At 33.8% G+C, this 21,626-nt stretch carries 19 protein-coding genes and 1 pseudogene; 8 read left to right on the forward strand and 12 right to left on the reverse strand.

Annotation, left to right across the window (positions count from 1 at the left end):
* Positions 1 to 865: pseudogene (locus Q0543_RS06290) on the forward strand (hypothetical protein); the annotation flags it as partial.
* Between the two features lie 77 nt (positions 866 to 942).
* Here the strand turns inward: Q0543_RS06290 and Q0543_RS06295 are convergent.
* The 4 genes from Q0543_RS06295 to Q0543_RS06310 all read right to left on the reverse strand — a co-directional run bounded on the left by Q0543_RS06295 (position 943) and on the right by Q0543_RS06310 (position 6,327).
* A complete protein-coding gene (locus tag Q0543_RS06295) occupies positions 943 to 1,317 on the reverse strand; it encodes a hypothetical protein (protein WP_299250491.1) in 375 nt (124 codons plus the stop codon).
* 239 nt (positions 1,318 to 1,556) lie between these two features.
* Entirely contained in the window at positions 1,557 to 2,645 is a 1,089-nt protein-coding gene (locus Q0543_RS06300; protein WP_299250493.1) for a hypothetical protein, read from the reverse strand.
* A gap of 260 nt (positions 2,646 to 2,905) precedes the next feature.
* A complete protein-coding gene (locus Q0543_RS06305) occupies positions 2,906 to 3,919 on the reverse strand; it encodes a glutamine synthetase beta-grasp domain-containing protein (protein WP_299250494.1) in 1,014 nt (337 codons plus the stop codon).
* Positions 3,920 to 4,152: 233 nt separating this feature from the next.
* A complete protein-coding gene (locus Q0543_RS06310) occupies positions 4,153 to 6,327 on the reverse strand; it encodes a glutamine synthetase III (RefSeq protein WP_299250496.1) in 2,175 nt (724 codons plus the stop codon).
* 448 nt (positions 6,328 to 6,775) lie between these two features.
* Between Q0543_RS06310 and Q0543_RS06315 the strand changes: the two genes are divergently transcribed.
* The 4 genes from Q0543_RS06315 (at position 6,776) to Q0543_RS17040 (ending at position 10,640) form a co-directional block, all read left to right on the forward strand.
* The gene (locus Q0543_RS06315; protein WP_299250498.1) at positions 6,776 to 8,569 is read left to right on the forward strand and encodes an LTA synthase family protein; all 1,794 of its coding nucleotides are present in this window, start codon (positions 6,776 to 6,778) and stop codon (positions 8,567 to 8,569) included.
* Between the two features lie 47 nt (positions 8,570 to 8,616).
* Complete coding sequence (gene mtaB, locus Q0543_RS06320; RefSeq protein ID WP_299250500.1) at positions 8,617 to 9,933, forward strand: tRNA (N(6)-L-threonylcarbamoyladenosine(37)-C(2))-methylthiotransferase MtaB; 1,317 nt, start codon at positions 8,617 to 8,619, stop codon at positions 9,931 to 9,933.
* 190 nt (positions 9,934 to 10,123) lie between these two features.
* Positions 10,124 to 10,360, forward strand: a complete 237-nt coding sequence (locus tag Q0543_RS06325) for a hypothetical protein (RefSeq protein ID WP_299250502.1) — start codon at positions 10,124 to 10,126, stop codon at positions 10,358 to 10,360.
* Positions 10,350 to 10,640 carry a type II toxin-antitoxin system RelE/ParE family toxin gene (locus tag Q0543_RS17040; protein WP_366800025.1) on the forward strand — a complete coding sequence of 97 codons (291 nt, stop codon included), beginning with the start codon at positions 10,350 to 10,352 and terminating at the stop codon, positions 10,638 to 10,640. The genes Q0543_RS06325 and Q0543_RS17040 overlap by 11 nt, the downstream gene beginning before the upstream one ends.
* Positions 10,641 to 10,825: 185 nt before the next feature.
* Here the strand turns inward: Q0543_RS17040 and Q0543_RS06330 are convergent, their stop codons facing one another.
* From Q0543_RS06330 to Q0543_RS06340, 3 genes are all read right to left on the reverse strand, one after another.
* Complete coding sequence (locus Q0543_RS06330) at positions 10,826 to 11,104, reverse strand: hypothetical protein (protein WP_299250504.1); 279 nt, start codon at positions 11,102 to 11,104, stop codon at positions 10,826 to 10,828.
* Positions 11,105 to 11,123: 19 nt separating this feature from the next.
* The gene (locus Q0543_RS06335) at positions 11,124 to 12,176 is read right to left on the reverse strand and encodes an RHS repeat-associated core domain-containing protein (protein WP_299250506.1); all 1,053 of its coding nucleotides are present in this window, start codon (positions 12,174 to 12,176) and stop codon (positions 11,124 to 11,126) included.
* 148 nt (positions 12,177 to 12,324) lie between these two features.
* Positions 12,325 to 13,119: a hypothetical protein gene (locus Q0543_RS06340; RefSeq protein ID WP_299250508.1), complete on the reverse strand. Its 795-nt coding sequence runs from the start codon at positions 13,117 to 13,119 to the stop codon at positions 12,325 to 12,327.
* A 193-nt stretch (positions 13,120 to 13,312) separates the two neighbouring features.
* Between Q0543_RS06340 and Q0543_RS06345 the strand changes: the two genes are divergently transcribed.
* Entirely contained in the window at positions 13,313 to 14,578 is a 1,266-nt protein-coding gene (locus Q0543_RS06345) for an asparagine synthetase B (protein ID WP_299250510.1), read from the forward strand.
* Positions 14,579 to 14,728: 150 nt separating this feature from the next.
* On the opposite strand, the gene Q0543_RS06350 is transcribed toward Q0543_RS06345, so the two are convergent.
* The 4 genes from Q0543_RS06350 to Q0543_RS06365 form a co-directional block, all read right to left on the reverse strand.
* Positions 14,729 to 16,048 carry a hypothetical protein gene (locus Q0543_RS06350; RefSeq protein ID WP_299250512.1) on the reverse strand — a complete coding sequence of 440 codons (1,320 nt, stop codon included), beginning with the start codon at positions 16,046 to 16,048 and terminating at the stop codon, positions 14,729 to 14,731.
* Positions 16,041 to 18,512 carry a DUF2339 domain-containing protein gene (locus Q0543_RS06355; RefSeq protein ID WP_299250514.1) on the reverse strand — a complete coding sequence of 824 codons (2,472 nt, stop codon included), beginning with the start codon at positions 18,510 to 18,512 and terminating at the stop codon, positions 16,041 to 16,043. The genes Q0543_RS06350 and Q0543_RS06355 overlap by 8 nt, the downstream gene beginning before the upstream one ends.
* A 177-nt stretch (positions 18,513 to 18,689) precedes the next feature.
* Positions 18,690 to 19,004, reverse strand: a complete 315-nt coding sequence (locus tag Q0543_RS06360; protein WP_299250516.1) for an HPF/RaiA family ribosome-associated protein — start codon at positions 19,002 to 19,004, stop codon at positions 18,690 to 18,692.
* 197 nt (positions 19,005 to 19,201) lie between these two features.
* Complete coding sequence (locus tag Q0543_RS06365) at positions 19,202 to 19,870, reverse strand: flavin reductase (protein ID WP_299250518.1); 669 nt, start codon at positions 19,868 to 19,870, stop codon at positions 19,202 to 19,204.
* A gap of 50 nt (positions 19,871 to 19,920) precedes the next feature.
* Between Q0543_RS06365 and Q0543_RS06370 the strand changes: the two genes are divergently transcribed.
* Complete coding sequence (locus tag Q0543_RS06370; RefSeq protein ID WP_299250520.1) at positions 19,921 to 20,187, forward strand: TIGR03643 family protein; 267 nt, start codon at positions 19,921 to 19,923, stop codon at positions 20,185 to 20,187.
* Entirely contained in the window at positions 20,184 to 21,275 is a 1,092-nt protein-coding gene (locus Q0543_RS06375; RefSeq protein ID WP_299250522.1) for an FAD-binding domain-containing protein, read from the forward strand. Before Q0543_RS06370 ends, Q0543_RS06375 begins: the two co-directional genes overlap by 4 nt.
* Here the strand turns inward: Q0543_RS06375 and Q0543_RS06380 are convergent.
* Positions 21,272 to 21,601: a DUF1398 family protein gene (locus Q0543_RS06380; RefSeq protein ID WP_299250524.1), complete on the reverse strand. Its 330-nt coding sequence runs from the start codon at positions 21,599 to 21,601 to the stop codon at positions 21,272 to 21,274. The two genes, Q0543_RS06375 and Q0543_RS06380, sit on opposite strands and share 4 nt — an antisense overlap.
* Positions 21,602 to 21,626: the final 25 nt, after the last annotated feature.

The raw sequence follows: 21,626 nt of genomic DNA on the forward strand, positions 1-21,626 counted from the left end.
AGCATTTCAAACACCACAATATTCAAGTGAAACCATACGACGAGTTGGGGTATCGTTAATGGACTATACTAAATCACTAAATATTTATTTTAAAGCACATCCTTTAACCTATTTCGATTATAAATCTTCTCTTTCATTTCAACATGCTAAGCCCAATTATGCCTATATATACAAAGGAAAGTTATATGAAGACATTAATTTTATTGAATGGAGTAATGGTATTCGCTATGCTTTTGGAGAGCAGGAGATAGAAATAAACGATGAACGAATAAAAATACCTTCCAAATTTCCGATACTGTACTTCAACATCGATAAAGGTTTCAAGGTAGGCAAACAACCCTTTCATTATACCCGTTACGAAGTACGAATTGATCAGTTTGTAAAAATTGTTGATTTAGGTAAACTTGGAATTCAACTATCAGGTGGAGGAGTATCAGGAGATGCTCCCTACACAAAATTATATGCAGGAAAAGGAAGTAGTAAAAGCGCAGGTGTAGTGGTACATAATAGTTTTGAAACCATGGGTTATAATGAATTTGTAGCCAATCGGTATTTCAATATCTTTTTAAGTCATGATTTTGGAAGAATGTACTATAGAAGTTCTTTCTTTATGCCCAATTTCATGGTTATTTATAATATCGGTTGGGGCTTTCTCTCAAACCCACAAGATCACGTAGGGCCTTCTATGAAAGATTATAGCAAAGGCTATAAGGAGGCCGGTGGTTTCGTAAATAATATTGTTGTATTGAAATTATCTGGATTAAAACTTGGTATTGGGGCGGGTGTATTTTTTAGATATGGAGAATATCAATTCAATAAAACAACAGATAATGCCATGTTTAAATTCTCATTAAATATTTACTAACGAATAGTATTCTTATTTTAAACAAAAACACCTGCATTGTATTGCAGGTGTTTTTGTTTAAAATGTATTTTTTCAAATTACTTTCTAGGATTCCCTCTTAAATGAGAATTGTTGTAATCATTTAGAATTTCATTTCTTCCCTCCATATGCTCAACAAACGTATCTACATATTGGATATCAAATGAAACATTACCAAGCAACCATACACCACCCCATTCTTTTGTAGTGCGCATTAATACATAATCTGCACCATCAATTTTTGTCGTATACGTAACGGACATTTCATCTCCATTAAAATAGGTATCGCACAAAAAGATATGTTCGCTCCATGGATGATCGAAATTACTAATTTTTACGAGGGATTGCTTTTGATCAAACTCTCCAAAACGTGTAACGTGAACATAAAGACCTCTTGTTCCTTTATATACTTCCGTGTATTTACTTATATCCATAGTACAATCTCGTATGATTTATTAAAGCTATTAAATTATCTTTTGTTGTTTACGTAAACTAAAAAAAATTAGCTAAAGTGGGGAATAAAATTGTGTTTTATTCCCCACTTTATTATATACAGGTGTTTATATTTTTTCAGTAGACCAATTAAAATATAAATTATTGTAAAAAAAGAAGTAAGGGACGTTTAGATTGGATTAACATTCATAAATCGTTTCAGAACGATTTATAAATCCATTCAATTAACTACCTTCTTAATCATATAAAGTTGACGTTCATCTTTTGTAAACAATTTATACTCTAAAGCTAAATTACTGTAATATAAAAAAGGTGTAATAGAAGTCTTAGGGTTTCTTGTAAAACTCAATCGTTTATCTCCAATCATAAAATACCCATTACTAATTGATAATTCTAATAGTAATTCATCTTTAAATTTTAAGGTATCGCCATCAACGATCAAATGTGTATATAAATCACCTTTCCAGTATGCGCCCATACGTGATGAAGATGCCAAACCGCTTCCACCTCCACCATATGTGCTATGCGATTCGAAATTTTTCTTATGAAAGTATACGAATTGAATGTTTTCAAAAGGATTGACAGACCAATTCTTTTCTGTTGTGTAATAATAATCAAATAAATTATAAAGCCATTTTACCTCTTTTTTACTATCAAACAAAGAACTATATTTTATTGTTTTTCGATAAAATACAAACCATTTATTGTTCTGAAAATAAAATATTTTATTGAAACAATCATGCGGCTGAAGATCATGATAATGAGTAAAAAATCTTATAGACTCATTCTTAATGACATCAAAAAATGCTATTTGCTCTTCTTCACTCCATTCAAAATTTTCATTTTCTATGATCATTTCTTTTATACTTATATCACCATCAATAGCCCACGTTCTATAATAATTTTGTGTTAGGTGTATTAAATAACCTTCAATCAATATTTGATCATCTACTAGATAATGTGTTTTCTCATAAGATAAGGTAGAAATTAAGTTACCCAAAGGGTCATATTTGTACAAGGTATATTTCAGATCATTATCTTCATACGCTCCTATTTTCTGATTTGCAATTACAATCAAATTATTATCGGCTGTCAAGTAATTTTTTATGGGATCTGAACTTTGAAATAGAAAAATCATTTCATGGTCACCAAAACGAATCGTTGATTTATCAACATAAATATAACATTCATATTCAGTTGGAAGTATTTTAATTTGATTCTTAATTTTATGTTTATAATAGATTGCTTCGCTCCAATTAAAAAGAAGAACAACAAAAACAAGAATAACTAATACAATAAACCAGAACATTAAAAAAGGGTTAATTACAAATTAAAAGAATCCCAATAAATATACAATACAACTTTTAAGTAAGTATTTTTATTTAGTATGGAAGGTAAAAAGAAATATGGATATACACGTATTAAAAATTGTTCATTTCCATTGTCCAACTAATTAATTAACTTTTGTTTAAAAAAAACAAACTATTCATCTTTTGCTTTTTAACTATTAAAAAAAAGGTCTTCTCACCGATGGTGGGAAGACCTTTCAATATTTAATACATACAACAATTATGCTGTAATAGGTTTAACTGTTTTGATAATACGCGCAGCAACTTTATATGGATCAGCAGCAGAGTTAGGACGGCGATCTTCCATATATCCTTTCCAGCCATTTTTAGGAACCAACATTGGGATTCTTATTGATGCACCACGATCAGATACACCATAGCTAAAATCATCAATACTAGCAGTTTCGTGCTTACCCGTTAAACGTAAATGGTTATCTGCACCATATACATCAATATGTTCTTTAATTAAAGGACGGAAAGCTTCACATACTTTATCAAATATTTCTTTTTTACCACCAGTTCTTAATAAGGTATTAGAGAAATTTGCATGCATACCTGAACCATTCCAATCGGTATCGCCAAGTGGCTTACAGTGGTAATTTACATACACACCATATTTTTCAGTAATTCTTTCTAATAAATAACGAGCAACCCAAATTTCGTCACCAGCACGTTTAGCACCTTTTGCGAAAATTTGATATTCCCATTGACCAGCTGCAACTTCTGCATTAATACCTTCGATGTTTAATCCTGCATCAATACAAGCATCTAAATGTTCTTCGATGATCTCACGACCATATGCATTTTGAGCACCTACTGAACAATAGTAAGGTCCTTGAGGTCTTGGATATCCACCTACGGGGAAACCTAATGGCATGTTTGTAGCCATGTCGTATAAGAAGTATTCTTGTTCGAAACCGAACCAGAAATCATTGTCATCATCTTCAATATCTGCACGACCATTTGTTTCGTGTGCAGTACCATCTGCATTTAACACTTCGCACATAACCAGATATCCGTTTTTTCTTTGAGGATCAACACAGATATAAACCGGTACTAAAATACAGTCAGAAGAACCACCTTTTGCTTGGCTGGTTGAAGAACCATCAAACGACCAATTTTTACAATCTTCCAATTTTCCACTAAAATTTTCTTCAATTTTAGTTTTGCTACGTAATGACTGAGTTGGTTTGTTACCATCAAGCCAAATATACTCTAATTTTGATTTTGTCATCGAAAATGAAGGTGTTATGTGATTAATAATTATGTTTCTAACAATTATGATACAAATTTAACCCTCTAATTTAAAAAAACTAATGTTTTTTATCATATTCAGCATGTCTTTTTACACATTTATGTAAAAATTAGTACATTAATTCAAAAAACAAAGCAGGGTTATATAAATTATTGATTTAATCCAATAAAAAGATACTCATTAAACATCTTTTTATTGGATTAAATCCTTTCTTATCTTAAGAATAACAATTCTCTATACTTAGGTAAAGGCCACATTTTATCGTCAACAATCATTTCTAATTTATCAACGGCATAGCGAATCGTTTCAAAATGCGGACGTACTTTATTACAATATGCTTTAGATCTATTTGGAATATGATCAATTGCATTAGCTTTTTTACGTTCTGTGGTCATAGCATCCACTTCTGTTTGAATGGATAAAATATGCTTAGACATTTCTTTAATCACTTCAATAGAAGACTTCGCTTCTTTATCTAGGCCAATTTCCTTTAAACCTCTTACGTTATTGATTAAAATATTTTGATATTCAATTGCTGTGGGAATAATATGATTGATTGCTAAATCACCAATTACTCTTCCTTCAATTTGAATTTTCTTAATATAATTTTCTTGCATGATTTCATAACGTGCTTCTAATTCACGTTCTGTATAAATACCATGTGCTGTAAATAATTTTTTAACTTTCGGTGTTATCCAAGCTTCCAGCGCATCAGGGGTTGTCATGATATTACTCAAACCTCTTTTTGCAGCTTCAGCTACCCATTCATCGCTGTAGCCATTACCTTCAAATCGAACCTTTTTAGAAGACTGCGTATAGTCACGCAATACGTTTGCTACAGCTACTTCTTTTTTAATTCCTTTATCAATTTGTTTGTCAACTTCCAATTTAAACTGCACCAATGTTTCCGCAACAATTGTATTTAATACTGTCATTGGTGATGCAGAATTTGCAGAACTCCCTACAGCTCTAAATTCAAATTTATTACCAGTGAAAGCAAATGAAGACGTACGATTGCGATCTGTATTATCCAACAACAATTCAGGTATTTTATCAATACCCAATTTCATGTACATGTTGTCACCCTTATCAATGCGCACATTTCCATTTTTCTCTAATTCATCCAATACTTCAGTTAATTGGGTCCCTAAGAATACAGACAAAATAGCGGGTGGAGCTTCGTTTGCACCTAAGCGGTGGTCATTGCCTGCTGATGCTATAGAAGCACGTAATAAATCAGAATAATCGTGAACGGCTTTAACAACGTTTACCAAGAAGGTTAAGAAAATTAAATTCTCTTTTGATTTACTGCTTGGGCTCAACAAGTTTTTACCAAAGTTTGTACTTAAAGACCAGTTGTTATGCTTACCGCTTCCGTTAATACCCGCAAATGGTTTTTCATGAAACAACACTTTTAATGCATGCTTTTCAGCAACTTTGTGCATCAAATCACGAATCAACTGATTGTGGTCGCACGATAAATTACACTCTTCAAATGTTGGTGCCATTTCATATTGGCCAGGAGCAACTTCATTGTGCTTTGTACGTGCAGGTATACCAAGTTTAAATGCTTCGATTTCAAAATCAACCATGAAATCATTTACACGAGGTGGTATAGATCCAAAATAATGGTCGTCTAGTTGTTGTCCGCGAGAAGGTGCATGTCCAAAAACCGTTCTACCTGCCATTAATAAATCTGGACGCGCATTAAATAATGCAGCATCTACTAAGAAATATTCTTGTTCGGGTCCGAGAGTTGCCGTTACTTTTGTAATATCCTTGTCAAAGAATTGACATACTTCAGTTGCAGCCTTATCCACCGCAGCTAAGGATTTTAATAAAGGTGCTTTATTATCTAAAGATTCACCTGTAAAAGAAACAAAGATGGTTGGAATACATAAAGACCCACCCATAATAAAAGCTGGAGAAGATGGATCCCAAGCGGTATACCCACGCGCTTCAAACGTTGAGCGAATACCACCATTTGGAAAAGAAGAGGCATCGGGTTCTTGTTGAACAAGTGCACTTCCTTTAAATTTTTCAAAAGGCTTACCATCTCCATCTAAATCAAAAAAAGAATCGTGTTTTTCAGCAGTAGCATCTGTTAATGGCTGAAACCAGTGTGTATAATGCGTTACTCCTTTTTCGATGGCCCAGCTTTTCATACCTGCAGCAACTGCATCTGCAGTGATAGCATCTATTTTTTCACCTGAATTAATTGCAGCCAAAACCACTTTTAAAGTATCTGAAGAGATATACCGTTTCATAGCATCTACGCCAAATACATTTTCACCATAATAATCTGATATCTTAGAAGATGGAGGTGTAACTTTTATTGGTTGTCTAGCATTTAATGTTTCTAATGCTTTAAAACGTAAATGTGCCATAAATTTATTTTTTTCTATTGAATGTCATAATTAAAACCCAAAACTATAAAAAGATGCTACATTTTAGCATTATATGCCTAAAAATTTAAGCACATTATTCAAAAATACGTGTATCTACCTATAAAAACCAAAATACTGAATGAATATTCCATAAATGGACGAACAAATACAAATGTCATTTTTAATAGCTTAAATTATTAATAAAACGTAAAAGGTTTCTTTCTTAAAATTCATCTGTATAATATTACGAACCAGCAAACTAAGCTTTTACACGAAACCATTTGTATTTTTTTCTTTGGTCAAAAATCTTGTTATTGGTTAATGTTTAAAGATTGATGTTCTAATAATTACGTTATCTATAAAAAACTCTGTAATTTTAACATTCATTTCGAAATCTAACATACTGAAAAAGCTACTATACTTTCTACTTCGCTACCTCCTATTTTGGATGCTTTTTTTCAGTTTTGGAAGATGTTTCTTTTTATTATATCACATCATACCTATTTCTAAACTACCACTTTTAGAAACATTAAAATCATTCCCATACGGCTTAATTTTAGATATTTCCTTTTCGTCGTACATAACAGTCCTAATTGCTTTCATATTACCCGTTTTTCTACTTTTTAAAATTAAAGAAGCCCTAATTTTAAAATTAATTATCTATTATACAGCATTTTGGATTATTATTATCTCCTTTATTTTCATAGTAGATGCAGAATTATTTACTTTTTGGGGCTTCCGATTAGACAATACGATCTTTAGATATTTAGGTACACCAGCAGAAATGCTTGGAACGACCACCTCTTCACCATTATGGTTTTTAATCCCCTTTTTTATACTGATTTCTTATCTAGGAATTATCTTATTTATTAAATTCAACCGTAGTTATTCCTTTACTTATTTAAAAATTTGGCAAATTCCATTTGCTTTTTTTTTAACTGCCGTTTTAATACTCCCAATTCGGGGTGGTTTTCAGCAAATTCCCAATAATGAAAGTGTCGCATACTACTCTACCATCCCACTTTTAAACCAAGCTGCTTTAAACCCCGCGTGGACTTTAGCACGTTCCGTAATAGAACAAAATGGTCCGGGTATGGAGCATTACAGCTTTTTTGATTCGACAAAAGCACAGACACTATTTCAACAGCAACTTTCCACGTATTCTAGTATTGACACTATACCGCTCAAAAATACCCGTCCCAACATTATTGTCATTATTTGGGAAAGTTTAACATCAAAAGTTTTGAATGATACCGTTACACCAGGTCTGAATCAATTAAAAAACCAAGGCATTTATTTTTCTAATATGTATGCAAGCGGAGATCGAAGCGATAAGGGATTAGTTGCTATATTAAGTGCCTACCCTGCTCAACCCGATTATTCCATTATGACTGAGCCAGGCAAATCTCGAAAACTGCCCTTTATAACCCAACAATTAAAATCTGCAGGCTATCACACAGGGTATTTGTATGGTGGCGAACTTGAATTTGCAAATATGCGTTCGTATATGAATTACAATGGCTTTGACGAGATCCTTGGAAAGTCAGACTTCCCTAAAGAAACATGGGGAGCAAAATGGGGAGCGCACGATCAATTCACGTTCAATCGCTTGCTTGAACGTGTAAACGAGCAAAGCCAAAAGAAAAATCCTTTTTTCTACACCCTATTTACCCTTAGCAGTCATGAACCCTTTGATGTACCAGGAAAACCTGCTTTAGAAGGCAAATCCAAATCTGTTCAATTTAAGAATTCACATCATTATGCTGATTCCTGTTTTACTGACTTTATTTCGAAAGCTCAGAAAGAAACGTGGTGGGATAATACATGGATTATTGTAGTTGGCGATCACGGACATATTTTGCCTGGTAACGAATATGCAGTACATTCGCCCGATGAATTTCACATACCTATGGTTTGGCTGGGTGGGGCATTAACCAAACAACAAGAAATTACTAAAACCTATTCTCAAATAAATATTGCGCCTACCATAGCAAACTATCTACACTTAAATCCTAGTCCGTTTTCTTTTTCAAAACCCATCTACCTTTCAGATACTACAAAAAGTATGGCTTGGTATTCTTTTAACGATGGGTATGGAAGTCTGCATGATAAAAATCATTTTTTCATATATGGGTTGAATTATGAACGTATTATCTTTAAAAAAGGACTCTTTTCGAACTTGGAAGTGGATGAATCAAAAGCATTCCTTCAGGTATTAATGGAGGATTTCTATCAGAAATAAGCTACCTTTGTAGCTGCAAAGAAGACGGTCTAACGTCACATCCCACAATGAAAAAAGTTGCTTTCTATACACTTGGCTGTAAATTAAATTTTTCGGAGACCTCTACCATTGGTAGAATGTTTACAGATAATGGCTATGAAAAAGTGGAATTTCACGAACAAGCAGATGTATACATCATTAATACGTGTTCGGTAACAGACCATGCAGATAAGAAATGCAAAAAAGTTGTTAAAGAAGCATTGCGATATTCTCCAGGTGCATTTATTGGAATTATTGGTTGTTATGCGCAACTAAAACCAGAAGAGATTGCTCAAATACCAGGTGTAGATGCTGTTTTGGGCGCAGCAGAAAAATTTAAATTACTCGATTTATTAGGCGACTTCAACAAACAAGAGAAAGCAATTATATATAATAGTGATATTGCAGAAGCGTCTGATTATTATTGTTCCTACTCTGTAAATGACCGTACACGTACCTTCTTAAAAGTACAAGATGGGTGTGATTATTCATGCAGTTTCTGTACCATACCCTTAGCTAGAGGAAGCAGCAGAAGCGATACCATTGCAAACATTGTTAAAACAGCGAAAGAAATTGCTGCTAATGATGTAAAGGAAATTGTGTTGACAGGTGTAAATATTGGTGATTACGGAATCATTGAAGGCGAACGCTCTACTACCTTTTTAGATCTAATAAAAGAATTGGATGAGATTGAAGGCATTGAACGGTTCCGTATTTCTTCGATTGAACCCAATTTGTTGACAGATGAAATTATTTCATTTGTTGCTACATCCAAACGGTTTGTTCCACATTTCCATATTCCCTTACAATCTGGAAATAATAAAATATTAAAATTGATGCGCCGTCGCTATCAACGTGAGTTATACGTAGAGCGCGTTGCTGCAATTAAAAAGATTATGCCACATGCCTGTATTGGTGTGGATGTAATCGTAGGTTTCCCTGGGGAAACAGACGAAGAATTCAATGTTACTTATACTTTCTTAAACGAATTAGACATCTCTTATTTGCACGTTTTTAGCTACTCTGAGCGCGAGAATACATTAGCAGCCACTATGAAAGGCAAGAGACCAAACAGAGATCGCAGCGAGCGCAGTACGATGTTACGAAGCCTCTCTGAAAAGAAACGTCGCTTCTTTTACGAACAACATCTAACTGAAACAGCTTCAGTTCTTTTTGAAGCAGATGAAGAAAACGGCAGTATGTTTGGCTTCACCAGCAATTACATTAAAGTTGTCACGCCCTACGATCCACTTTGGGTGAATGAAGTAAAAAAGGTTAAACTAAAAGGAATTAACCCAGAAGGATTGGTGGAAATTGATTTGATTTGGGAGAAGGTTGTTTCGTAAGTATACTTATTAACAACAAATTGAATACGTAATATATATACTATTCATAACGATTATTGGTATTTTTCGTATATTGATTAGAGCATAACGTATGGAATTCTTTTAATTAAAAATAATATTCCAACACGATTCAAGTTCGAGTTCCAGATGTTCTTTGAATAGAACATTCAATCCGCTAAATAAAAAACATATGTATACAACCTATCATTTAACATCCGCTCAAGATATTAATTCTGACATTTTAGATGCCATAAAAGCAACATTTAAATCTAGACCCATTACAATTATTGTTGAAGAAGATCACGAACATATTGAATTAACTGACACATTTAAAACCGTATTAGATGAACGCTTAAATGAAGATGAAAAAACATACTTAAGCGGTGAAGATTCTATAAAACAACTCATTCAAAAGTATGGCTTATAGCATTATAGTTTCGGCTCGGGCGCAAAAAGAAATTGAACATGCTATTGATTATTACGCTTTATATAGTGTCGATGCACCTAAAAAATTTATTCAGTCTTTAGCCAACGCTTATATTACCCTACAAAGCAATCCATACTTTAAAATACAATACAAAAATATACGGTCGCTAAAATTAACGATTTTTCCGTACTCACTTTTTTTTGTAATCAACCAAGCCAACTATACAGTTCGAATTATTGCCTGTTTTCACAACAAAAGAAATCCTGACAATAGACCGTAGTTGCATAATACATTCGGCGCTGTTAACAATTTCCTCTCCTCACCTATATCACACCTTACACCTTGGTTACCAATCAATTCGGAGGATTAAGCATAATCCAATCAATCCCCTAATCCAGAAAATCCCAATTCAGACAATATACCGTAGCCCAAACCTCGGAATTATCGTGTGTTGTGAGGTGTCAATTACTTTCCTCCAGCAATCCAAATAATAATCTGCACTCCTACTATTGCAAAGAATATGTATAGCAATTTTACATGAAAAAGATAATACTTTGTTACAACACTTATCCTTTGTTTCGCTTCTTCTGTTTTAGCTAAATTATATGCTTCAATTAATTTTTTATGAGATAACCGACCAGAAGGTCGTGGTATATATCCTCTTAAATTTTTAAAACCTAAGTAACCTAAGATAAAGTGACTAATGCAATATAAGCCAAATACTCCACAAAGTAGAAATTCCATTACACCCATAATATTTGAATTATTTTTTTGTAGTTGCTGGTGGTACAGGCTTAGGTTTTTGAACATAATCAGAATGAACCCAACCAGTTTTTCCTTTTGACATCATAACTTCAGACCATTTCCCATTTGTTTTTCCAGTTAATGTTAATTTGCTACCATTAGTAACAGATTCAATTATATCAGCATTAGTGCCTGCTCCAGATCTGATATGTAAATTACTTCCGTTAGTTTTTACTGTACTACTTATGAAAGGAGTTTTAACTGAAGTTTTAGTTGTATTAGCTACTAAACCTTGAGCTTTATTATATTCGTTTTTTGCAGTATTGAGTAAATCTAACAGCTCAAGAGGAGATTTAATATCAAATGGAGATGAATTAACTATTTCTTGAAGCTCAAGTATGGCTTTATCTACGTCTTCCCATTTAATTGTTGAGCCAATTTGAAATGAATAACCAAAAGAGGCATGGACCTCTATTCCCATACCTGCTCCAATTTTAGGGTGAGCAACACCTCCACCTACTTTAGTAGAACCATCGGATTGGTTAGATTGAGATATATCAAATCCTATACTTGCCTCTAAAGCTGCATTACCACCATAATTGACACTAGTTCCTTTTAATTGATCTATACTTGTTACCGTAGGGAAAATAGCCAATCCAATACTTCCTCCTCCATATAGACCAAGTGCTCCACCTAATTGAGGAGTTATTAAAAAACTAATTCCATCATTTGCGGCTACAACACTTAGCTCTACTGCACCAGTGACCAAAACTATCGTGATTCTAACTCCAATAGTTACTACAATAGCTACTTCTCCTTCTCTATCAATACAAATAATAGGAGAATTAAGCGCAAATAAATATGGTGAAGATCCAGGCGATTTGGACATTAATGGATCTAAACTCAAAAACTTAGCAATTCTCGGATCATATATCCGTGCACCAAAGTCGTAATCTCCACCTACAATCTCATCATCCTTCATTTTTCCATTGAAACCGAAATCATAGACCTGCGAGCTTACTACACCTCTGGCCACCATGCCGAACGGATAATAATCGGTAGCGGAGTTCACGATCTGCTGCGAAGCCAGTCTTCTATAGTCAGACAGAGTGGCTCGTACGTTCCCTAAGTGATCGCTGAGTTAAGTCGCATCACGTTAAATTATAAAAAAGCCTTCTTGTTATTCACAAGAAGGCTTTTAAAAAGAATGCAGTTTAAAACTACTTCTTATATATTTTGAATGTTTGGTTATCTCCGTTCAAGTAATAAACACCAGCTGGAGAACCAGTAATATCAATTTCTGTTCCTTTAGATTTTCTAATAACATTACCAAATGCATCTTGTAGTTCATATTCTACTGGTCTAGACAATGTAATCTTGTCTGTTACTCTTTTTGGATAGAACGTCAATGGATCTAATGTAGATGTATACTCAACTGTAGAAGAATATTTGATTTGACCATCAGATTCTAAATACTTAATTCTGTATTGGTTCACACCTGAATGATGGTAACTTTCAACTTCATAGTTGTTCATTAATGCATTTCCTTTGCCATTCAATTCTTTTACAATAACCCAAGTATTGTAACGCATTTGTTCAACAAAGATTTTGCCTTTAGGACGTTCTCCTTTTGTAGTCCAAACAATTTTGTCTTGATCAATAGAGAATGAACTAATAGAGAAAGCACTTGTTGCAACAATTACTTGAGGATTCAATACTTTCGGCTTACAATCACTTTTGTGTGTAATTTTAACCGTTACAGGATCGCCGATTTTTAAAAACGACAAATCTATTTCAAATGCGCTACTCGCAACATTATATTCTTTCTTTTCTTCGTTCACATAAACATCATTTGTGCAATAATCACGCATATTGCCTGCAAATGGATTTTGAACGTACAAATTTTTACCTTGATAAACTCCTGAAATTGTTAGAATTTCAGCCTTAGATGCTAGTGAACCAAGCAACAATAAGCTGATTATCATGAATTTACGCACTACTTTACTATGTGTCATTTTCCTTGTAAGGATTAGTTTTATAAAAAATTAAATTGACCTCGACAAATATTGTCATTTATTACATTATTTACAAGTGAAAAAATCAATTATTTATAAAGATTATGCACATTTTTGATTCTACAAACGATCTTTTATTTTGGGAGGTAAGTAATTATAGCCTAACTTGTGTTCACTTAACGCATATAGTTGAATGTTCAAACATATAATAATACTAAGCACTATTCTTCTAAGGTTCTGTTTGTCTTCACAAGCAAACCAAATTATTGTCCCTATGGACGACAACCAAACGAACCACTTAAAAGCTTATGGAGTAGCCTATTGGATATTAACCAAGGATAATTCTGTGGATTGGTTGTTAAATTATAGAGGCGGTAGTTTTTCCTTTAATTATACCCCGGCTTTCGTAAACGAACTTGTAATCAGGGGGGTTTCCTATGAAATTATTTCCGATGCCGAGTACGCCAGCATTCAATCCTATATTTCTACTCCTGAAATAAATATGGATGTAGTTAAATTGGAGAAATTTCCAAAAATTGCGGTTTACTCCCCAAAAACAAAGTTGCCATGGGATGATGCTGTAACAATGGTATTAACCTATGCTGAAATTCCATATACTGTAATTTATGACGATGAGATAATTGGTAATGAATTACCGAAATACGATTGGCTGCATTTACACCATGAAGATTTTACCGGACAGTATGGAAAGTTCTACGCTATGTACCGCAATCAACCGTGGTACCAACAACAACAACGCGAGTACGAAGCTGCCGCAAAACGCTTAGGTTTTAATAAAGTATCGGAATTGAAATTAGGTGTCGTTAAAAAAATTCGCGATTTCTGTGCGGGTGGCGGTTATATGTTTGCCATGTGTTCTGCAACAGATACCTACGATATTGCATTGGCTGCAGAAGGTATTGACATCTGCGAAACCATGTACGATGGCGACCCAGCAACTCCCAATGCAAGCAGCAAACTTGATTTTACAAATACCTTTGCCTTCCAGAATTTCAAATTGAAATCAGATCCCTACGAATACGAGTATTCGAATATAGACAATAACCCAATTGATCGAGGTATTTCTGAGAACAACGATTACTTTACCTTATTTGATTTTTCTGCAAAGTGGGATGTCATACCAACCATGCTTACGCAATGCCACACGCGTACTCTTCATGGATTCATGGGACAAACAACAGGCTTTAAAAATAAATTAATAAAACCCGAAGTAATAATTTTAGGAGAGAATAAAGAAATTGGAGAAGCCAAGTTCATCCATGGCACTTACGGTAAAGGGACTTGGACCTTCTATGGTGGGCATGATCCGGAGGATTACCAGCACTTTGTTGGAGAAGACCCTACTGATTTGAACTTACATCCAAACTCCCCAGGTTTTAGACTGATATTAAATAATGTACTCTTCCCTGCTGCAAAGAAAAAGAAACAAAAAACGTAGAAAGTATTGAGTACTAAGTACAGAGTACGGAGTAATGCTTAAACTCTTCCAACATTTCCCAAAACATAAAGAATAAAATTTATAATGCGCAAGTGGTTACGAATATGTTTGGTCTATTTTGCGTACTAAGTACTTAGTACGCCGTACTTGCTACTGCTTTTTCATCTCCCCTAACATTTTCCAAGACATAAAGGATAATAATAGAATGAAGGATATGATTGCAATCCAAACAACGAGTTTGTCTTCATACCAATTATCGACCTTTTCAATGTGCGTCGTTTTTGCTATTTCAGTTCGTTTGCTTTGCAACACACGCAGTGTTGGGAGCACTTTGGGAATGCTATCCACAAAATAATTTAAATCGTATACAGGAGTTTTAGAGAGAGAATCCCCATAACTCAAATAGTATTTTTGTCCTTTCTCTAAATAGGTTTTCAAATAATGTGTTAGCTGCCAGGTATCCATACGATTCAATGTCAGCGCATGATTGTCGTTGTTTTCAACAATCAAATAAAATTCTTTTTCCCTAAAAAAATCAAAGCTGAATTCGTTTAAGGAATATGAATTGACTTCTAGTGTAGTAATGGGAATATATCTATCTGGCTGCGGTTTTCTTCCAGACTTGCCAACCTGCTTTGTTGCAATGGTAACATTGCGTTTGAAGTATCTCGGTCCTGAGAAATTTAAACGCATGCGATTGATTGTATACGCATCGTTGAACCGTACTCGGATGTACGTCTTTTTATCAGCCAAACTATCCTTTTGAATAAAAGTTGGTGCAGGAACGGAAACGTATTTCCCTTCCTTTAAAAATGTTTCATAATAGCCTACTTTTAATACATTCACTGGGAGTGCCCAACGGTTATCGCTATTCCAATGTTCCCAATTTTTCTCATCCCAATATCCCCTATCTGTTATATCAAAACGGTAAAATGCATAATCTGTTAACGGAAAGTTTACATAGGTTAATACTTTAGTATCGGTTTCACTATAGCTGTTATAAAACACATCAAATTGTTTTACAGCAAACCAATTGACACCATCTTCGCTTCCGGCTATATGTGAAATTTTAACAGCATCTGAATTTTTCAACACAAAACACATGTTGTTTATTTCCTTTTTGCTCGTATTTCCAACAACCAATTGTGTACAGCACGTATCAATAATTTTGTTTGAAATGATGGGATACTCCATAAATCGAACGTCTGAAAAAAATGGATCCTCGCGTTTTAAAATATACGGAACCTCTTCGTTTTTTCCATTTAACAACCGAATATCTGCATAATCATCTTGCAACACTGCTCCCACTTCGGGCATGAGTACAATATTGTAAAAGCCGTCTCTTAGTAGACTATCCTCAATTGGTGCAACCCATTTATACGATTGACAAAATGCAGGTATGCTACTTAAAAATAGAATACAACATACAAGTATAAATGTTGGTATAATATGAAACGTTTTTTTATTCATCGGTTAGTAACTTCTTTAGCTTTTGATACATGAAAGAAATAATCAATAGCAATACACCCAAAGATATAAAGGCCGCAATTTTTCCTCCTTCAGACATTTCTTGAATATCAAATACAAACATTTTCAATAAGGCTATACCAAAAATGGTAAGAGAAATAATACGCAGGGTTTTCAATTTAAATTTCATACCCAGTACCATTAAAAGCAGTGAACATAAACCCCATAGTATTGGAAACCCTACTTTATAGGTTTGTCTGGAGATATCGTATATGTTGGGATTGGAATCATAGGAAGCTGCAACCACAATGTTTAATAATTCGGCACTAGCAACGTAAATCCCAACAAAACACATGATCCATAAATAGCCTTTATATTGAATGGCCGTTTTAATGGATAATTCAGTGATTAATTTAAAACAATAGGCAAATGCAGTTGTCAATAGAATCACATTTACATAATGGAAATAATAGTGAAATCCAGATACTTCACCTGCCAAATAAGCATCTCGAATATCAATTGCAACAGGATTGTAATAAATTAAATAAATAAATGCAATGAATAACGTGAACAGGATAGGAAATAATTCCAACGCTTTCAATTTCCTGAATCGGATATATGCAGATAATAATAAGATGTACATCAAGTTGTAAGAGCACGTATATATCGGAGTTATTTCAATTTGGCTCATCAAGCCAACTCTACTTTCAACTTGATAATAAATCTCTAACAAACCACCAAAATAAGATGTTAGTAGAAATACAAACTCTAAGGCAATAGCATATTGTTTAATGGTTAGTTCAAGGAATAATTCCTGATCTGTTTCTTTTTTCAATAAATACATTGTTGCACTTATGGATGCTAAAACCAGTATGGTAGCAACAAACGCTTTATTAATAAACAGTGGCAATATACCATCAAATTCAGCATACGCATTATTCCAATCCATTACCAAACTAATGATCATTAAAACAGTTACTACAAAAGACGTTATTTTCATTAAGTGTATGCCAGATCTTTGGAAAAGCCACAACATCAGAACGGCTTCTGCGGACCAAAATAAGGTGATGTAATTCCCTTCTAGTTGTATCGGTGCAGAGAGTGTTACAAAGGTCAATACCAATCCAATTAAAAGATATACTAGATTTTTATCCGCTTTTTTATTTTTAAATAAAAGGTAGGCAAACCCAAAATTAAATACGGCTACTAAAATTGTAAATAAACCTTGGTACAAACCCTTATTCAATCCATTCAGTATAAACATACCCGCACTGAAATATAAAAATGTGTTGCTCAACAGCATGGATAACTCAAACATTAAAAATGCTTTATTTTCTTTTATATTATTTACAATATTCATTGCAAAAAATAATAGATAGAATAAGGTTGCAAAAAGCATGGCGCCTACATAAGGTAATGGTTCCTCATCGTAGGTAAATGTTTTAATCATCCATCCACTAAATAAAACAACTGTAAATACAAACGTTATGACATTGATGGCATTCCAACGTTTAAAATACGAAAGGATCAACATACCGATATTTAAAACGGCCACATAAGAAAACAATACTTGATAATTACCAGAGCCTGTGCTTACCATAAAGGGCGATGCAAAGCCCCCAATAATAGCGATGATAGCAAGTTCCTTTCTGTCGTATAAAATAGATAAAGCCACACAAAATAAGGTAATAATCACCATGATGATAAATGCTACCGTCTGCGACATCAATTCATATTCGTGAAAGGCAATACCAATGGTTAAATAAAATATGGCAATCCCACCACCTACTAAGACGGAACTAAATGGTCTAAATGTATTTCGAATGTAATGTGCAAAGGCTACTAAAATCCCCCCGCAAACAATTCCAATCATCACTCTTCCAATTTCATTGATCCAATCTTGATCGATTGCAAACTTTACAAAAAAGCCAATACCAATAACCAAAATCGCTATACCAATTTTGTTGATTAAATTTTCACCAATGAATTTTTCTAAATCTGGATTACGTTCAAAAAATCCGGGCTGTGTCTTTTTGGGTTCTTTTGTACTTGCAATTGGCTTGCTGGTTACAGACGATGGAACAAATAAAGGACGATCTTGTTTCTCTTCGAATGTTACAACCGTCTTCTCCTGAATGGCATCCTTTAATTGCTCAATCGGAATAACTTGTTCAGTAGGAACAATTACCTGCGGAATAATGATAGGTTTTTCTATCGATACCTCTGGTACTGTTGTAATTATTGGAGGTGTTTCTGGTTTAACAAGTGGTTTTATTTCCTCTTTAGTTATACCTCCATATTTTAAACGACTTAACTCCCCATTGATGTCGGAAAGATCTTTCGACATCGATAACAGCTTCTTTTGTAAGATATCGATCTTATCTACCAAGCTACCTGTCCGGTTAAGTAGCACAAAAATGCTTACGAATAAACCGACTACACAAATAAATAATAATACACCGTCCATAGTACATTTTTTTAACGATTAAAAATCAAAGATATACAAATTGATTGAATGGAGTCAGTAAAATTATAATCCACTCAATATCTAATAGTTAATTATTTTAAAATATAATTCACACAAAAAAAGGTCATTTACCTTCCAGTAAATGACCTTTAAAATATTTATTCTTAAAAAAATGAATTAGTGATTTCTTTGACGCTCAAACGTTTTATCTAGAATTACTATTAATTTATCCAATGCACCAGTAACAGCTTTTTGTATGGTATCTGAATGGTTTGTAACAGCAACTGGTTGCATCCCTTCTACACGTGCTTCAAGCAAACAACGTTTATCATCACCACCTTCTTTTTTACTGTTTTCATCTGAAAGGTGTACTTCTACACGTGTGATGTTTTCACTAAACCGTTCTAAAGATTCAGTAATCATTGTACTTAAATATTCTGCAGTGCGATCGTTACCTGCAATGTTCTTGTCTGTATTAAATTGAATTTTCATTATTTTATGCTTTAGGTTCCTAGATATAATAAGATACGAAAAATTATTGAATAAGTTAAGTTAATCACTGAATAAAGCATTTTTGTATCATTCATTTGTATAGGTTTCACCTAAATAAAAATACATATACCTCATCCAACGGGGCATATCTATTTTTAAGATTCAATGGGTATTAAGATTGAACGTTCTTTAGTTCTTTATTTTTCAGTAGTAATTTTATCGGCTTTTGCATATTCGAACCGAGCTACTTTTTCTGTTTTGAAATACGCATCCAATCCACAACTGACCAAAACATTCGATTGGGATACATCTACAAAACCATCCACTCCCATGCATGAATCTGGTAGTTCGACATATTGTATGCTACCAATAATCAAAACCGTATTGTTTATAGAAATATCAACCTTTTGTTCGAATTGCATCCCAATTTTAACAACTGCTTCTTCAACGAAAGGAGCCTCAATACCTCTGCGATAGGATTCATTAAAACCCACAGCAGCAAACTCGGATACCTCTGTTGGATAGCGTGCGGATGTTTGATGCGCCATAGCTGCGAAGCTAGCATCAACGAAGTTTAAGGTATAAACTCCTGTATGTAAAATATTTTGTAAGCTATGTCGATCCACTACATCCGGCCGGTTCAATAAACCAAATAAGGCAGGATTTGCACCTAAATGCATCAAGGAATTAAAAATAGCTAGATTGGTCTGTCCTGTTTCAGACTTCGTTCCAACCAATGCTACTTGCCGAAATCCCGCTAAGGAGTTTATAAAACTTGTACGGACATTTTTCTCAAAACCTTCAAGTATATCTTTTGTAACGATCATATCTATTTCTATTTCAATAAAAACAATATGAACGATCATTTGTTTTAAAATTACTTAAGGAAAGATTTAATCTGCTTTTTAGACTTATAATGAACGAAGATATTTCACGAATAATAGAAATGGCTTGGGAAGACCGAACGCCTTTTGAAGCAATACATTTTCAGTTTGGTATCAATCAAGGTCAAGTTGAAAAACTAATGCGTACAGAGCTATCGCGACCTTCATTTAATAGATGGAGAAAACGGGTTTCTAGTGGTATAAGTTCGAAACATCTTAAAAAAAGAGTCCTTGATATCAACCGTTTTAAATGCAGCAGACAAAAACAGATAAGTTCAAATAAAATTTCAAAGCGATGAACTTCCCTATTGATCTTGCCCACGTGTTAGAACGTATCAATCGAATAGATCCAATTGCGTACTGCAAAACAAGGAATTATGTTGATGGAGATGTGACGTATTTGTCTCCCTATATTTCAAGAGGATTAATAAGTACGAAAAAAATTTTAGATGCCGTTTTAGCAAAGGGGTATGATCCAAATCAAATAGAGCGTTTTATACAAGAGCTCGCTTGGAGGGACTATTGGCAGCATACCTGGTTACAAAAAGGAGATGCGATCGATAGCGATTTAATCCATCCTCAAGCTGACGTAAAACACGCAGGAATACCTCATTCAATAGTGAATGCTACTACAGGAATTGATGCCATAGATGCAGGCATTCAAAAATTATACGAAACAGGTTATATGCACAATCACATTCGGATGTATGTGGCATCTCTTTGTTGCAATAGTGCTAAATGCCATTGGAGGCAATCTGCACAATGGATGTATTATCATTTATTAGATGGGGATGTTGCCAGCAATCAATTAAGTTGGCAGTGGGTTTGTGGAGCAAATAGCTCTAAGAAATACGTTGCAAACCAAGAGAATATAAATACCTACACACAATCAAATCAAAAAAACACCTTTTTAGATGTCGATTATGAATTGCTGCATCAAATGGATGTGCCGAATGCGTTGATTGATATCGAATATCCTTTATTAAAGACAGAACTTCCAACAGCTTCCAATATTAAAATTGATCCTAGAAAAAAAACGGCTCTATATACCTATTATAATTTAGATCCTAAATGGCTGAAAGAAGATCAATTAAATCGGATATTGATTTTAGAACCAAGTATGTTTGAGAAACACCCAGTATCTAACAAATGTATAGATTTTGCAATCCGTATTGGCAAAGAAAACATCCCTAAACTTCAGATTTTTGTAGGAGAATTCACTGAATTGAAAAGACATAGTGAAACTACATTTGAATTTAAAGAACATCCATTAAACAATCATTTTGAAGGAAATGTAACAACGCGAGATTTTATATGTAAAGATATAGACGGTACATTTAATTCTTTTTTCAGCTATTGGAAAAAAGTAAAAAAAGAAGTCTTTTAGGGTTGATGTACTTGCTCAACTAAAATCGTATTGCCAGCTTTATCATAATAGGTACACGTCATTATGGAAAGACATACATACCATTTCTCGATACCGTGTTCTGCACAATCTTTGCAAAAAGTAGCATAGTCTGTTTTGCCTTCTTGATGATTGTTCAAACAAACCTTGAATGCATCTGCATTGGATGTTTCAGCAATAGAAAGGCTTTCATACATAGGTTCAGATGTAATTCTAAAATCACTTTCACCAAAATATTCCGTATGACTATTTTTAACCCATGTTTCAAATGCCGTGACTCTGCTCTTTCCGTCTAAAAGTTGGACCACTTAAGCAGCGGTTTTAAAGATATAA

Source organism: uncultured Cytophaga sp., from assembly GCF_937863595.1.
GTDB lineage: Bacteria > Bacteroidota > Bacteroidia > Cytophagales > Cytophagaceae > Cytophaga.

Coding starts and splice junctions, on each gene's coding strand:
- Q0543_RS17040 (WP_366800025.1), top strand. CDS start 10,350: ATGGCTTATAGCATTATAGTTTCGGCTCGGGCGCAAAAAGAAATTGAA.
- Q0543_RS06325 (WP_299250502.1), top strand. CDS start 10,124: ATGTATACAACCTATCATTTAACATCCGCTCAAGATATTAATTCTGAC.
- Q0543_RS06295 (WP_299250491.1), bottom strand. CDS start 1,317: ATGGATATAAGTAAATACACGGAAGTATATAAAGGAACAAGAGGTCTT.
- Q0543_RS06315 (WP_299250498.1), top strand. CDS start 6,776: ATGCTTTTTTTCAGTTTTGGAAGATGTTTCTTTTTATTATATCACATC.
- Q0543_RS06355 (WP_299250514.1), bottom strand. CDS start 18,512: ATGGACGGTGTATTATTATTTATTTGTGTAGTCGGTTTATTCGTAAGC.
- Q0543_RS06330 (WP_299250504.1), bottom strand. CDS start 11,104: ATGGAATTTCTACTTTGTGGAGTATTTGGCTTATATTGCATTAGTCAC.
- Q0543_RS06365 (WP_299250518.1), bottom strand. CDS start 19,870: ATGATCGTTCATATTGTTTTTATTGAAATAGAAATAGATATGATCGTT.
- Q0543_RS06375 (WP_299250522.1), top strand. CDS start 20,184: ATGAACTTCCCTATTGATCTTGCCCACGTGTTAGAACGTATCAATCGA.
- Q0543_RS06370 (WP_299250520.1), top strand. CDS start 19,921: ATGAACGAAGATATTTCACGAATAATAGAAATGGCTTGGGAAGACCGA.
- Q0543_RS06310 (WP_299250496.1), bottom strand. CDS start 6,327: ATGGCACATTTACGTTTTAAAGCATTAGAAACATTAAATGCTAGACAA.
- Q0543_RS06350 (WP_299250512.1), bottom strand. CDS start 16,048: ATGAATAAAAAAACGTTTCATATTATACCAACATTTATACTTGTATGT.
- Q0543_RS06305 (WP_299250494.1), bottom strand. CDS start 3,919: ATGACAAAATCAAAATTAGAGTATATTTGGCTTGATGGTAACAAACCA.
- Q0543_RS06360 (WP_299250516.1), bottom strand. CDS start 19,004: ATGAAAATTCAATTTAATACAGACAAGAACATTGCAGGTAACGATCGC.
- Q0543_RS06300 (WP_299250493.1), bottom strand. CDS start 2,645: ATGTTCTGGTTTATTGTATTAGTTATTCTTGTTTTTGTTGTTCTTCTT.
- Q0543_RS06340 (WP_299250508.1), bottom strand. CDS start 13,119: ATGACACATAGTAAAGTAGTGCGTAAATTCATGATAATCAGCTTATTG.
- mtaB (WP_299250500.1), top strand. CDS start 8,617: ATGAAAAAAGTTGCTTTCTATACACTTGGCTGTAAATTAAATTTTTCG.
- Q0543_RS06345 (WP_299250510.1), top strand. CDS start 13,313: ATGTTCAAACATATAATAATACTAAGCACTATTCTTCTAAGGTTCTGT.